This is a genomic window from Streptomyces sp. NPDC090445 (genome assembly GCF_044769385.1).
GTDB lineage: Bacteria > Actinomycetota > Actinomycetes > Streptomycetales > Streptomycetaceae > Streptomyces.
Window position 1 is genome coordinate 1 of the sequence record NZ_JBIVXV010000005.1, and the last position, 14378, is coordinate 14378.

10 protein-coding genes and 1 pseudogene are annotated in these 14378 nt (G+C 75.1%); 8 read left to right on the forward strand and 3 right to left on the reverse strand.

Annotated elements, in window-relative coordinates:
- Together ACIQUT_RS13250 and ACIQUT_RS13255 are read left to right on the forward strand one after the other, a co-directional pair.
- On the forward strand, positions 1-384 hold a 384-nt coding region (locus ACIQUT_RS13250; RefSeq protein WP_403562528.1), incomplete at its 5' end, for a transposase.
- Positions 385-725: 341 nt separating this feature from the next.
- Positions 726-1454 carry a TetR/AcrR family transcriptional regulator C-terminal domain-containing protein gene (locus tag ACIQUT_RS13255; RefSeq protein ID WP_403562530.1) on the forward strand — a complete coding sequence of 243 codons (729 nt, stop codon included), beginning with the start codon at positions 726-728 and terminating at the stop codon, positions 1452-1454.
- An 87-nt stretch (positions 1455-1541) separates the two neighbouring features.
- Here the strand turns inward: ACIQUT_RS13255 and ACIQUT_RS13260 are convergent, their stop codons facing one another.
- A complete protein-coding gene (locus ACIQUT_RS13260) occupies positions 1542-2810 on the reverse strand; it encodes a type ISP restriction/modification enzyme (protein WP_403562532.1) in 1269 nt (422 codons plus the stop codon).
- Positions 2811-2929: 119 nt separating this feature from the next.
- Between ACIQUT_RS13260 and ACIQUT_RS13265 the strand changes: the two genes are divergently transcribed.
- Positions 2930-3094 (forward strand): hypothetical protein, encoded by a 165-nt coding sequence (locus ACIQUT_RS13265; RefSeq protein WP_403562533.1) that lies wholly within the window; start codon positions 2930-2932, stop codon positions 3092-3094.
- 121 nt (positions 3095-3215) lie between these two features.
- Here ACIQUT_RS13265 and ACIQUT_RS13270 read toward each other — a convergent pair whose 3' ends face one another.
- The gene (locus ACIQUT_RS13270) at positions 3216-3965 is read right to left on the reverse strand and encodes a GntR family transcriptional regulator (RefSeq protein WP_403562535.1); all 750 of its coding nucleotides are present in this window, start codon (positions 3963-3965) and stop codon (positions 3216-3218) included.
- An 87-nt stretch (positions 3966-4052) separates the two neighbouring features.
- Positions 4053-5366, reverse strand: coding sequence for a homogentisate 1,2-dioxygenase (hmgA, locus tag ACIQUT_RS13275; RefSeq protein ID WP_403562537.1), 1314 nt, complete (start codon positions 5364-5366; stop codon positions 4053-4055).
- 419 nt (positions 5367-5785) lie between these two features.
- Between hmgA and ACIQUT_RS13280 the strand changes: the two are divergent.
- The 5 genes and pseudogenes from ACIQUT_RS13280 to ACIQUT_RS13300 all read left to right on the forward strand — a co-directional run.
- A pseudogene (locus ACIQUT_RS13280) lies at positions 5786-7735 on the forward strand (right-handed parallel beta-helix repeat-containing protein); the annotation flags it as partial.
- Between the two features lie 1086 nt (positions 7736-8821).
- Positions 8822-9649: a hypothetical protein gene (locus ACIQUT_RS13285; protein WP_403563147.1), complete on the forward strand. Its 828-nt coding sequence runs from the start codon at positions 8822-8824 to the stop codon at positions 9647-9649.
- Positions 9646-11040 (forward strand): hypothetical protein, encoded by a 1395-nt coding sequence (locus ACIQUT_RS13290; protein WP_403562539.1) that lies wholly within the window; start codon positions 9646-9648, stop codon positions 11038-11040. Before ACIQUT_RS13285 ends, ACIQUT_RS13290 begins: the two co-directional genes overlap by 4 nt.
- A 94-nt stretch (positions 11041-11134) precedes the next feature.
- Entirely contained in the window at positions 11135-11755 is a 621-nt protein-coding gene (locus ACIQUT_RS13295; RefSeq protein ID WP_403563149.1) for a TetR/AcrR family transcriptional regulator, read from the forward strand.
- Positions 11756-11953: 198 nt separating this feature from the next.
- Positions 11954-14368: a molybdopterin-dependent oxidoreductase gene (locus ACIQUT_RS13300; RefSeq protein ID WP_403562541.1), complete on the forward strand. Its 2415-nt coding sequence runs from the start codon at positions 11954-11956 to the stop codon at positions 14366-14368.
- The last annotated feature ends 10 nt before the right edge of the window (positions 14369-14378 follow it).

Below are 14378 nucleotides of genomic sequence, written 5' to 3' on the forward strand. Positions count from 1 at the left end.
GGCATGGGCGTCAGGACCACAGCGGCCGTGATCGTCGCGATCGGTGACGGCGCCACCTTCCCCACCGCCGGACACCTCGCCTCCTACGCCGGACTTGCCCCCGCCACCAAGTCCTCGGGAACCTCCATCCGCGGCGAGCACGCACCCCACCGCGGCAACCGGCTCCTCAAACGCGCCCTGTTCCAGGCCGCGTTCGCCGCGATCGGCTGCAAGTCCGACCCGTCCTCCCGGACCTACTACGACCGCCAGCGCGCACGCGGCAAGACCCACACCCAGGCCATCCTCCGCTTGGCCCGCCAGCGCGTGAACGTCATCCACGCGATGATCCGCACCGGTGCCCTCTACGAACCACGCACCCCCGACGACGTCGACCTCGCCGCCTGACGACCCCACCCCCGGCCACCCCCGGACCCCACACGCCCGCCCACCGGCACAGCCACGGCCCGGCCTGCCGGCAGCCGGGCTGCCCATCACGCACCCGATCCGCCGGGAACGTCCCGCTTCGCGGGACGTTCCCGGAAACCAGGATTAACCCCCACGAAGCGACCCTGACGGGTTGACCAAACAGATAGGGGCACCCCCCCGTGCCGCCGGGATGTCCGGCCGGGCGGCCGGCCGTGGCCGTGTCCGTGGCCGTGGCCGTGTCCGTGGCCTTGTGGCCGTGCGGGGCTCTGGTGACACTGCGTGCGGTGTACGTAACTAGGATGGTGGCGAGGTGATGAGCAATGACACCCAGCGGGCGCCCCGCTGAACCCGAAGTGATCTGGACCCGCCCGCAGCGCGCCGGCCGCGGACCCCGGCCCGCCCACACCCGCGAGTCGATCGCCGCCGAAGCGGTGCGGATCGCCGACGCCGAGGGGATCGACGCCGTCTCCATGCGGCGCGTCGCCGCGGGCATCGGCGCCGGGACGATGTCCCTGTACAACTACGTGCCGCGCAAGGAGGACCTGTACGAGCTGATGGTCGACGCCGTCAGCGCCGAGTACGAGCTGGCCGCCCCGACCGGCGCCTGGCGGGCCGACCTGCTGGCGCTGGCCCGCCAGACCCGGCAGCTCATGCACCGCCACCCGTGGCTGCCCCGGCTGCTGACCCCGGTCTACGGATTCAGCCCGAACGCCCTGCGCTACCTGGAGCACAGCCTGGCCTGCCTGGCCCCGCTGCAGCGGCCGGGCGCCGAGAAGCTGGAGCTCGTCGCGTCGGTCAACGGCTCGGTGGCGACGTTCGTGGCGGGGGAGCTCGCCATGGCCGAGCGGGCCCGGGCGCTGCCCTGGGGCGAGGCCGAGGAGACCGCGGTGCGCGCGGCCTGGCTGGGCACGGCGCTCGCGACCGGCCGGTACCCGCTGCTGGGGGCCGCACTGGCGGACGCGTACCCGGTGGCGGAGGCGGCCGCGGACATGGACGCGGTGTTCGACCGCTCGGTGAACCGGCTGCTGGGCGGCTGGGAGACCGACTGAGGGGGCACGGCGCGTCCGCGTCCGTGCCGCCGGCGCCGGCCTCGGATCCGCCCTTGGCCCCGGCCCCGGCTCCGGCCCCGGCTCGGGTCAGAGAAGGGCGAACTGTCCGCCCGGGCCCTCCTCCCGGTGGTCCAGTACGGACGCCGGCCGCCGCGACCAGTCCGGCGCAGGCAGCACCCCCGCCGCCGTCAGGCCGGCGCGGGACAGCAGCGGGCCCGGCGTGAACGCCTCCCGCTCCGGGGCCAGATCGGCCAGCAGCGCCAGGGTGGTCACCAGGGCCAGCAGCTCGGAGGTCCAGGCCTGCGGCCACTCGGCCGGGCCGAGCGCGTCCAGCCCCTCGGCGCCGGGGTCCCGGTGTGCGCAGCGGGCGTCGAACCAGGCCCGGAGCACCCGCGTGCCCGCGCCCGCGCCCCCGGACGCCGCGGGCGCGCCCGGCATCTCGTACTCCCAGGCGGTCCGCGGCACCGGGGAGACGGTCCCGGACCCGAGGCTCAGCGTCTCGGTCTCCGGATCCCAGTCGAGCCCGTCGGGCCAGGCCCGGATCGCCGAGCGCACGTACGGCCGGCGCCCGCCCGGCAGCCGGGGCGGCTCGCCGCCGGCCACCCCGCGCACCTGGACCGCGAGCAGCCGCCGGCCGAGGTCCAGCCCGGCACGCCAGCGCTCCGGGTCGGCGGTGAGCGGCACCTCGTGGCCGCGCGGGCCCGGCCGGCCCGCCGCCAGGATCCAGCACAGCACGTCCTGCGGGGCGACCGGGCCGCCGTAGCGGTCGGCCAGCAGCGGCAGCAGGCCCGGCGTGAGGTTCGGCTCGGCGCCGCCGGGGCGCCGGTGCAGCGGGCGGATCCCGCCCAGCCGGCCCGCCGGGAGGTGCCGGGTCACGAGCAGGCCCGGGCCGGGGGCGGGGCGAGCGGAGCCGGTGGCGGGAGCGCCGGAGCGGGCGTGGGAGCCGGGGCCCGTACCCGCCGCCGGGGTCTCGACGGTGAAGAGCTGGTCCCCGTCCAGGACCCGCCACAGCTGCGGCCGGGAGGCGTCGATGAGCCGCTGGTCGGGCAGCAGCCACTGCTCGTCGAAGGGGGTGTACAGCACCCGCACCGGCTCCGGGCAGGGGCCGGGCGCGTCGGCGAAGCCGGCGGTGGAAGCGGAGCGCTGCCCGGGCAGGGCGGCCGCCCCGGCGGCGGCCGACCGCAGCCGGGTCGGGCGGAACAGCCGCTCCCGCTCGGCCCCTTCGGCCCCGGCCAGGACCGACCAGCGGGTCCGCAGGGCCGCCGGATCGGGTGCGGCGATCCAGGTGCGGCCGAGGCGCAGGCCGCTCACGGCCCAGGGCATCAGATCGTCCAGCAGCGGTACGTCGTCGCTCACCCGGCAGATGGTAGCGAGGCGCCGCAGGGGCGGGGACGGTACGCGGAGCTGCGCCCCCGCCCAGGCGTTACGCTCCTTGTGTACGGAATATGTGGAATCTGCGGATGCGGGGAGTGGTCATGAGTCAGTACGACGAATACTCGACTCCGTCGCAGGCCGAGGGCGAGCGGCTCGACGAGGACATGGACGAGAAGGAGCGCGCGGCCCACCACCACCCGGACACGATGCGCACCACGCCCTCACAGGCGGAGGGCGAGCGCACCGCGGACGAAGACGAGAAGTAGCCCCCCGGCCCCGGCCCCAAACCCGGGCCCCGGCCCCAGGTCGGCGGCTTGCCGGATCGCGGGGTCTCCGGCATGCCGGATCGCGGCGGGCACCCGGGTCGGTGCCGGGCGGGCGCCCGGCTCAGTGGGCGTCGACGGTCACCGTGAACGAGAACCGGTCGCCCCGGTACCGGATCCGCGCCACGTCCACGACCCGGCCGTCCTCGTCGTACGTCACGCCCGTGTAGTGCAGGATCGGGCTCAGCAGCGGTACTTGGAGCAGCTCGGCCGTCTCCGGGTCGGCGAGCCGTGCCTCCACGGTGTCCGTGATCCGGCTGATCCGCACCCCGACGACATCGCGCAGCACCTTGGTCATCGGCCAGCGTGCCAGGTCCTCCAGGTCCACCGCCTCCGCGATCTCGGCGCGGACGGCGTTCTCCGCCCAGTTCGTCGGCTCGCCGCTCTCGCCGTCGTGCCGCAGCCGCCGGTACGTGACCACCTCCGCCGTGTCCGGGAAGTGCTCCAGCAGCTCCCCGGACACCGGGGTCCGCTCGCGGCCGAGCACCGTCGTACGGTCGCCGGACTGCTGCGCCACGATCGCGTCGACCGAGCCCAGCAGCCGCACCGGGGCCCCGCGCCGCGCGCCCGGTTCGATGAAGGTGCCGCGCCGCCGGTGCCGGCTGATCAGCCCCTCGCCCTCCAGCTCCTTCAGTGCCTGGCGCATCGTCAGCACGCTCACCCCGTAGTGCTCGGCGAGCTGCTCCTCGGTGGGCAGGCGCAGCGAGGCGTCCGGGGTGCGGCCCAGTATCGAGGCGCGCAGCGACTGTGACACCTGGTACCAGAGCGGCAGCTTCCGGTTGAGCACCAGGGAATCGGGAGCGAAGGCGGTCACGGTCGGTCTCCGTATGGACGGGGCGTCGGGCGTTCGGCCCCTCCCACTCCCCGCGGCAGCGGGCCGGGGGAGGGGCCGGGGGGCATCTTAGGCGCGGAAGTGGCGCTCCAGCCCCTGCCAGACATCGTCGTACGCGGGCTGGAGGTGGCCGGCGCCGGCCGCCTGGTCGGTGACGGCGATCGGCCAGCGGGTCTCGAACATGAAGGCCAGGCCGTCGTCGATCTTCTGCGGCTTCAGCTCGGCGGCGCTGGCCTTGTCGAAGGTCTCCCGGTCCGGGCCGTGCGCCGACATCATGTTGTGCAGGGAGCCGCCGCCGGGGACGAAGCCCTCGGCCTTGGCGTCGTAGGCGCCCTCGATCAGGCCCATGTACTCGCTCATCACGTTGCGGTGGAAGTACGGCGGGCGGAAGGTGTCCTCGCCGACCAGCCAGCGCGGCGCGAAGACCACGAAGTCGACGCCCGCCAGGCCGGGGGTGTCGGAGGGCGAGGTCAGCACCGTGAAGATCGACGGGTCCGGGTGGTCGTAGCTGATGGAGCCCAGGACGTTGAAGCGGCGCATGTCGTAGACGTACGGGGTGTGCGTGCCGTACCAGGCGACCACGTCCAGCGGGGAGTGGTCGTACGTCGCGGACCACAGGTTGCCGCAGAACTTGTTCACCACCTCGGTCGGGCGGTCCTCGTCCTCGTACGCCGCCACCGGGGCCCGGAAGTCCCGGGCGGCCGCGAGGCCGTTGGCGCCGATCGGGCCGAGGTCCGGCAGTTCGAAGGGGGTGCCGTAGTTCTCGCAGACGTACCCGCGGGCGGTGTCGTCGAGCAGCTCGACGCGGAAGCGGACGCCGCGCGGGATCAGGGCCACCTCGCCCGGCTTCGCGGCGAGCAGGCCGAGCTCGGTGCGCAGCAGCAGGCCGCCGCGCTCCGGGACGATCAGCAGCTCGCCGTCGGAGTCGCTGAACACCCGGTCCGTCATGTCGGCGTTGGCGGAGTAGAGGTGGATCGCCATGCCGGAGCGCTGCGTGGCGTCGCCGTTGCCGCCGAGCGTCCACAGGCCGGAGAGGAAGTCGGTGCCCGGGGCCGGGTCGGGCGCCGGGTTCCAGCGCAGGCGGTTGGGGTCGGCCGGGGCGTCGGTGAAGGGGGCGGTGCGCAGGGCGCCGTTGTCGATCCGGGTGAACGGCGGGTGCGCGGCCGAGGGGCGGATCCGGTAGAGCCACGAGCGGCGGTTGTGCTTGCGCGGCTCGGTGAACGCGCTGCCGCTGAGCTGCTCCGCGTAGAGGCCGAGGGGGGCGCGCTGGGGCGAGTTGCGGCCTGCCGGGAGGGCTCCGGGGACGGCCTCCGAGCTGTGCTCGTTGCCGAACCCGGTGAGGTACTCCAGGGCCTCGGCCGTCTTCCTGGCCTGCTCGCTCATGGCTGCTTCCACTCTGTCGAAGGAATCCTATGGCTGACAGTAGGATTCCGCGCCGCGCGCGTCAATGGCGTTCTGCGGCGGCCCGCACCGGCCCGCACCGGCCCGCACCGGCCCGCACCGGCCCGCACCGGCCCGCACCGGCCCGCACCGGCCCGCACCGGCCCGCACCGGCCCGCACCGGTCCGGTGCGGATCCGGCGGGGGAGGAGGGGGCGGGGGAGGGGGTCGGGGCGTCGCCGGAGATTGGGCGTGCCGCGGGGGCTCACAAAACATGAACATTGCTCTACTCTCGCGCGCATGTCGTGGACCCCGTGGAACCGCAGGTTCCCTGCCGTGCCGGCGCCGCCCCTCACCGCCCCCGCCGCCGCCCGCCCCACCACCGCCCCCGCCACCGTCCCTGCCGCCGTCGTCGCCCTCCTCCTGGCCTTCCTGGCCCTCCTCGCGGCCGCGCCCGCAGCCCGCGCGCACGAGGAGCGCCCCGTGACCTTCCCGGACGGCTCCGGATCCGTACCGCAGTACCGCGCGACCGAGCCCGACCTGCTCGTCTGCAAAACCGACCGGCCCGCCTTCGAACGCCGGATCGCCGCGTTCCCCGCAGACCTGCGGCAGCGCAACCTCACCCTGTACGAGCGCTGCGAGAAGACCGGCTACCGGCACCTGCAGGAAGCCGTCGACGCCGTCGACCGGCCCGGCATGAACATCGCGATCCTCCCCGGCCTCTACGAGGAGGAGCCGTCACTGCCGCAGCCGGCGGGGGAGTGCGCCGCCCTGAAGGCCCCCGACTCCGCGCTCGGCTACCAGATCCTGTCGTACGAGCAGCAGGCGCGGTGCCCGCACAACCAGAACCTCGTCGCCATCCTCGGCAAGAAGAACCTGCAGATCGAAGGCACCGGCGCGACCCGGCTGGACGTGATCGTCGACGCGAGGTACCAGAAACTCAACGCCATCCGCGCCGACAAGTCCGACGGCATCTACTTCCGCAACTTCACCGCCCAGCGCACCACCTTCAACTCCCTGTACGTCCTCGCCGCCGACGGGTTCGTCATCGACGACGTACTGACCCGCTGGAACGACGAGTACGGCTTCCTGACCTTCGCCAGCGACCACGGGCTGTACAAGAACTGCGAGTCGTACGGGAACGGCGACTCCGGCATCTACCCCGGCAGCGCCTCCGACATCAACGACGGCCGCGGCTACGACGTCCCCCGCTACTCCATCGAGATCACCGGCTGCCGCAGCCACCACAACATGGTCGGCTACTCCGGCACCGCCGGGGACTCGGTGTGGGTGCACGACAACGAGTTCGACCAGAACATGGGCGGCGCCTCGATGGACAGCGCCTTCCCCGGGCACCCCGGGCTCCCGCAGAACCACGCCAAGTTCGAACGGAACCTGATCCACGACAACAACCAGGACTACTACCGGTACGTCGCCGACGGCACCTGCGCCAAACCGCCGGTCGAGCGCGGCTACGAGCAGGGCGTGGTCTGCCCGCAGATCTCCATGCCGCCGGGCACCGGCATCATCACCGCGGGCGGTAACTGGAACATCTACGAGCACAACTGGGTGTACGGGCACAGGCGCGCCGGCTTCTTCCTCTCGGCCGTGCCCGCGTTCATCCGGGGCGAGGAGGAGTGGTCCAAGCAGACCGACACCTCGCACCACAACCGGTACGCCGCCAACATCCTCGGCAGGGACAAGTCCGGCGCCGCCCGCCCCAACGGCATGGACGTGTGGTGGGACGGCCAGGGCCGCGGCAACTGCTGGCAGCCCGGCCCCGACGGCTCCACCCCGGGCACGCTCCCGGAATGCGGGGAGCGCCGGGGCACCGTGTCCGGCGGCTCGCACCGGCTGGTCGGCGAACCGGTGAAACTCGCCCAGCTGCTCGTCTGCGCCGACTACAACGTGCAGGCCCGGCGCCTCCCGGCCGGCTGCGACTGGTACGGGGCGCGCGGCCCGGCCCGGGTGGAGACCCAGATCGCGCTGGCCGCGGCCCTGGCGCTGCTGCTGGTCGGCGGAGTGCTGTGGTGGCGCCGCCTGCGGCACTCCCGCCTGGGCGCGGCCGCCTCGCTGCTCGGCCTGGCCGGGCTGGCCCTCGACGTGGCCGGCTCCACCATGCCGCTCACCCCCACCGCCGTCCCGGCACTCGCCCTGCTCCTGCTCGGCCTGTGGTGGACGGGCGCCGGCCTCGCCCTGCGCGCCGACCGCCCCTGGCTGGCACGCCTCACCCTGTTCCTGGCGGGGCTGACCCTGCTCGACGCCTTCGACAAGGCCGTCCTGATGATCCCCTGGACCCCGGTCAGCCCCGCCTGGGCCCGCGCCCTGACCGCCGCCGTCTGGATCCTCTGGGCCGCCGCCGCCTCCACCCGCCGCCCCACCCACCCCCAACCAGCCCCCACCCCCGCCTGACCGCCTACCCCCGCCGTACAGGACCGGACCCGGGCGCGCACCCAGCCACCGGAGGCGGGAGCCGCCAAGGCGGGGCCCACCAGGGCGGGGCCCGCCAAGGCGGCGCCCAGCAGGGCGGGGCCCACCAGGGCGGGGGCTGCCAAGGCGGGGCCCGCCATCCACCCGCAGCCCGCCAAGCGCGACGCCTGCCACCCACCCGCAGCCCGCCAAGGCGAGCCCGGCGCAGGAACGGCCAGCCAGGGCGGGCGGGCCCGCCGCACGAACGGCACGCCAAGGCGGGCCTGCCGGGCCGCACTCCCGATTGCCCGTAGGGCCCGCCGCCGAACACCACCACCCCAACCCCCACCAGAAGGCCCCGCTCACAGCCCCGGGAGCCCACGCCAAGCCGACGAGACGGGCGTACGCACATCGGACCCAGGCGCGCCCGTGCCACACCCAAGGCCGCCCGCCGGGTTCGCCGGGGTGACGCCCGCCGGCCCCGCGCCCAGCCGACAGGGCGGCAGCGACCGCCGACCCGCCCGAGCGCCCCGACCCCAGGAGACCGCAGTGACCACCTACTCCGCAGCCCCCTCCGAACGCCCCGACAACCACGCCGGAACCGCTCCGCACTCCCCGAGGGGCGACCGGGATGCCCGCCCCCGACGCGAGGCACCCCTCGGGCCGGTCGGCGGCCCCTCGGCCTCGGCCCCGTCAGGCCCGCCCGGCGGCGGCGGTCGGACGAGCAGGGGCTGTCCGGCAGGCGGCGACGGGCGGGCGGCGGACGGCGGGCCTCCGGCCGGCCGCGGCCACGGGGGCGGCCGGGTCGGCGGTCCTGCCCGGGACGGGGGCGCGCGCGGGTCGGCGCGGGTCGGCCGGTCGGGTGGGGAGCCGTGGGGCGGGAGCACGGAGCCCGGGCGGCTGCCAGCAGCGGAGAGCGGCGGGGTGGTGCGGGTCGGGCCGGCGGGCCGGGAGCCGTGGGGCCGGGGTGCGGATGTCGGGCAGCGGTCGGTGGCCGGTCGCGGCGGGGCGGCGGCGAGGGGTCGGCGCCAGGTCCGGCGGGGCGCGGTGCTGCTGGCGGTCGGGGTGCTGGTCGGCGGTGCCGTGGCGGGCTGCGGGGGCCGGGCCACGACCCACCACAAGCCCGGCACCAGCCACGAGCAGGCCACCGGCAGCGCCGGAACGCTGCTCGACACCCGCGACGGCACCGGCCACCGCCTCCGCGAGGTCCCCGCCGAGGGCGCGCCCCGGGTGCGGGTCACCGTCCACCCCGACTCCGAGGACGGCTGGAACCTCCAGCTGGCGGTGGAGAACTTCCGGTTCACCCCGGAGAGCGCCGGCGGCGCCGCCCTCCCGGGCGGCGGCCACGCCCACCTGGAACTCGACGGCCGCAAGCTGGCCCGCGTCTACGGCCCCTGGTACCACCTGCCCGCGGCGCAGGTGGCCGAGGGCCCGCACACCCTGACCGTCCGCCTCTACGCGGACGACCACACCGCCTGGGCGGTCGCCGGAAAGCCGGTCGAGGGCACTGCCCAGCTCTCCGCGGCCGCCGCGGGCACGCCCGGCGGCCACAGCCACGCGGCACCCCCGCCCGGATCCCCGTCCGCATCCCCGTCCGCATCTGCTCCCGCGCAGGTGGACCGCGCGGTCACCATCACCGTCCGCGACGGCAAGGTCGTCCCCGCCCCCGGCCGCACCGAGCTCAAGCGCGGCGAGCGCGTCGCCCTGCGCGTCACCAGTGACCGCGCGGACACCCTGCACGTCCACGGCTACGACAAGGAACTCGCCCTGCCGGCAGGCCAGGAGGCCACCCTGGTCCTGACGGCCGACCGCACGGGCCTGTTCGAGGTCGAGACCCACGAGTCCCGTCTCGTACTGACCCAGCTCCTCGTCCGATGACCCCGCCCGTGCCCCTGCCCCCGTACGCGCAGGCGGTGGCCTGGCCGGGCGCCGTCCCCGACGGCCGGGGCGTGGTCCTGGACCCGGCCGCCGCGGACCCGCTCACCGCGCTCGCGCACGGCATCGGCTCCCAGCACGATCTCCCGATCTCTCCCTTCTACGCGTTCGCCGGCGCCTTCACCGCACTCTTCGTCTCCTTCCTCGCCCTCGGCCTGCTGTGGTCGTCCTCCCGGTTCCGCGGCGACCGGTCCGGCCTCGCCCTGCCGGCCGGCCTCCAGCGGGCCGCCGACGCGCCCGCCACCCGCGCCGCTCTCCGCGGGCTCGGCCTCGCCGCCTTCCTGGCCCTGCTCGCCTCCCTCCTCCTCGCTCCCGACGACCCCGACCGCAACCCCGGTCCCGGTGCCGTCTACGTCCTCTTCTGGGTCGGCCTCGTCCCCGCCTCCCTCCTCCTCGGCCCCGTCTGGCGCCTCCTCAACCCGCTGCGCACCCTGCACCGCCTGCTGCACCGTCTCCTGCACCGCCTGCGGATGCCCCCGCGCCGGCCCGGCCCCCTTCCCGCCCGGCTCGGCCAATGGCCCGCCGCCGCCGGATTGCTCGGCTTCACCTGGCTCGAACTCGCCGCCCCCGATCCCGCATCCACCACCTCCCTCCTGATCGCCCTCGCCGCCTACACCGGCGCCCACCTCGTGCTCGCCGCCCGTTTCGGCGAGCACTGGTTCGACGACGGGGACGCCTTCGAGGCGTACTCCGCCCTCCTGGCCCGGCTCTCCCCCCTCGGCCGCCGCAACGACGGCCGGCTCGTGCTCCGCAACCCCTTCCACGGACTCGACGCGACGCCCGAGCGGCCCGGACTCGTCGCCACCGTCTGCGTCCTGCTCGGCTCCACGGCCTACGACGGCTTCAGTGACAACCCCGCGTGGATCGACACCCTCCAGACCTCCCCCCTCGGCCGCACCCCCACGGCCACTCTCGGACTGCTCGCTTCCGCCGCCCTCGTCGCCACCCTGTACTGCCTGTGCGCGGCGGCCACCCGCCTGGTCAGCGGCCCGCACCCCGGACCGCTCACCGCCTTCGCGCACTCATTCGTGCCGATCGCGCTCGGCTATCTCATCGCCCATTACTTCTCCCTCTTCGTAACCGAAGGACCACGCACGGTAAGCATGGCACTCGGCACTGACAACGGCCCCGATCCCTTGTCCCCCTTGGGTTCCGGCGGCCTCGCCGCCCTCCAGGTCATCGCCGTCGTCACCGGCCACGTCCTCGGTGTGGTCGCCGCCCACGACCGGGCCGTACGGCTCTTCCCGCCGCACCGGGCCGTCAGCGGACAGCTCCCCATGCTCGCGCTGATGATCACGTACACCCTGGGCGGCATCGGCCTCCTGCTGAACTGAGGCCGTGATCCGAACCGAGCCCGCGACCCGAAACGAGGCCGCGGCGGACCCGCGTCCGGGACGGCGGCTGAAACCGCGCGCCCGGAGCGGCATGATGGACCCCGTGCCGCCCACCCACCCCTTGCGTCGTACGCCCGTCCAGCGGCGCAGCGCCGAACGGCTCGCCCGGATCCTCGACGCCTGCGCCGAACTCCTGGACGAGACAGGGTACGAGAACCTCAGCACCCGGACCGTGGCCCTGCGCGCCGGCGTGCCGATCGGCTCGGTCTACCGCTTCTTCGGCAACAAGCGCGCCATGGCCATCGCCCTCGCCCACCGCAACCTGGACCGCTACGCCGAGGCCATCGCGGAGCGCCTCGCCGACCTCCCGGCCGACGACTGGCGGCCGGTCGTCGACGCCGTGCTGGACGAATACCTCGCCATGAAGCGGACCGTCCCCGGTTTCGCGCTCGTCGACTTCGGCGTGCCTGCCCCGCCCGAGGACGGCCCCGCCGCCGACCCCAACCGGCTCGTCGCCGTACGCCTCACCGAACTCCTCGCCGGGCACCTGGGCCTGAGCCCGGACCCGGACCTGGAGCGGGCGGTCCTCGTCGCCGTCGAGGCCACGGATGCGCTGACCAAGCTGGCCTTCCGCACCGACCCGGCCGGTGATGCGGCGATCGTGGCGGAAACCCGCGCGATGATGCACGCCTACCTCGCCCGCGTCCTCGACTGACTCTTCCCGCAGGCAGGCAGGCAGGCAGGCAGGCAGGCAGGCAGGCAGGCCGCCCGCCTGCCTGCCCGCCCGTCCATCCGTCCGGTCCGGTGCGGTCCGGGACTTCCGCCCGCGCGGATCTCCCCGGCGTGCCTACCGGTCGGTATGCTCGGTGCGCCCGCGTGCCCGTGTCGCAGCCCGACGCCCCTGGGAGGGCCCATGCCCCGCACCGCCCTGCGCATCTGCCCCCTCTGCGAAGCCACCTGCGGCCTCACCCTCACCATCGACGGCACTGCCGTCACCGGCGCCCGCGGCGACCGCGACGACGTCTTCAGCCGCGGTTTCATCTGCCCCAAGGGAGCGGCCTTCGGTGCGCTCGACTCCGACCCCGACCGGCTGCGCACCCCCCTCGTCCGCCGCGGCGGACGGCTCCGCGAGGCCGGCTGGGACGATGCCTTCGAGGCCGTCGCCACCGCCCTTCCGGCCCTCGTGCAGGAGCACGGCGCCCAGTCCGTCGGCGTCGTCCTCGGCAACCCGAACGTCCACACCATGGCCGGCGCCCTCTACCCGCCACTGCTCCTCAAGGCCCTCGGCACCCGTAACCTCTTCACCGCCAGCACCCTCGACCAGATGCCCAAGCACGTCTCCAGCGGGCTCCTCTTCGGCGACCCCTTCGCGATCCCGGTCCCCGACCTCGACCACACCGACCTCCTGCTCCTCATCGGCGCGAACCCCGTCGAGTCCAACGGCTCCCTGTGCACCGCCCCCGACTTCCCCGGCCGGCTCAAGGCGCTGCGGGCCCGCGGCGGCACCCTCGTCGTCGTCGACCCGCGCCGCACCCGCACCGCCCGCCTCGCCGACCGCCACCTCGCACCCCGCCCCGGCAGCGACGCCCTGCTGCTCGCGGCCCTCGCGCACACGCTGCTCGCCGAGCGGCTCGCCGCCCCCGGAGCCCTCGGAGAACGCCTCCTCGGCCTCGGGGAACTCGCCGACGCCCTCGCGCGTTTCACCCCCGAGGCCGTTGCACCCGCCTGCGACCTCACGGCCACCGAGATCCGCACCCTCGCCCGAGACCTGGCGGCCGCACCCACCGCCGCCGTCTACGGGCGGATCGGCAGCTGCACCGTCGCGTACGGCACCCTCGCGAGCTGGCTCGTCGACGTACTCAACATCCTGACCGGCAACCTGGACCGGCCGGGCGGCGCCCTCTTCCCGCTCCCTGCCGCCGGCCCGCGGCCCCGCCCCGCGGGACCCGGCAAGGGCTTCGCCACGGGCCGCTGGCGCAGCCGGGTCAGCGGCCACCCGGAGGCCAAGTCCGAACTGCCCATCGCCGCCCTGGCCGAGGAGATCGAAACACCGGGGGAGGGCAGGATCCGTGCCGTGGTCGCCATCGCCGCGAACCCGGTACTGTCCGCCCCCGACGGACGGCGCCTCGACGCGGCCCTGGCCGGGCTCGACTTCATGGTCAGCGTCGACCCGTACCTGAACGAGACCTCGCGCCACGCCCACGTCGTGCTGCCGCCCCCGCCGCCCTCGCAGAGCGCGCACCACGACTTCGCCTTCAACGGCTTCGCCATCCGCAACCAGGCCCGCTACACCCGCGCCGCCGTCCCACTGGAGGCCGGACTGCTCGACGAGTGCGAGATCCACGCCCGCCTCGTCCTCGCCGTCGCAGGCCTGCACGGCGCCGCCGTCCACGACGCCGCTGCCGCGATCGACGCACCGGTCATCCTGGCCGCCCTCGCCAAGGAAACCTCCGACCCGCAGTCGCCGCTGCACGGGCAGGACCCGGCGCGCCTCGCCGGGCTGCTCACCGGAGAGAGCGGCCCCGAGCGGAGGCTCGACCTGATGCTCCGACTCGGGCCGTACGGCGACCTGTTCGGCACCGCGGCAGAGGCCCTGGCTCCGGTTGCCCCGGGCGGCGAACCGGCCGCCGAGAGACAAGGCGGCGAGGGACCGGCCGCGGCGGGACCGGCTGCGGCGGGGCCGCCCGGCGAGGGGCCGTCCGGCGAGGGATTGGCCGCTGCGGGACCGGCCGTCGAGGGGCAGGGCGGCCAAGGGCCGGGCTCTGCGGGGCTCAGCCTGGAGCGGCTGCTCGCGCACCCGCACGGCATCGACCTGGGCCCGCTGCGGCCCCGGCTCCCGGGCATGCTGAGGACGCGCAGCGGCAGGATCGAGCTGCTGCCCGAACCGATCGCGGCCGAGCTGCCCCGGCTGCGCGCGGCGCTCGCCGAACGCCCCGCCGCCCTGGTGCTCGTGGGCCGCCGCCACCTGCGGTCGAACAACAGCTGGTTGCACAACGTCCCGGCCCTCAGCGGAGGTTCCAACCGCTGCACGCTCCAGGTGAATCCCCTGGACGCCGAGCGGCTCGGCCTCACCGACGGCGGCCGCGCCCTGATCACCGCCGACGGCGGCAGTCTGGACGTCCCGGTCGAGGTGACCGACACCGTCCGCACGGGTGTGGTGAGCCTCCCGCACGGTTGGGGCCACGACCGCGACGGTGCCCGCCTGACCGTGGCCGCCGCCGCGCCCGGCGCCAACGTCAACCAGCTCCTCGACGGCACCCTGCTCGACCCACTGTCCGGCACGGCCGTCCTCAACGGGTTCCCCGTCAACCTCACGCCACTGCCCTGAGCTGGGGTTT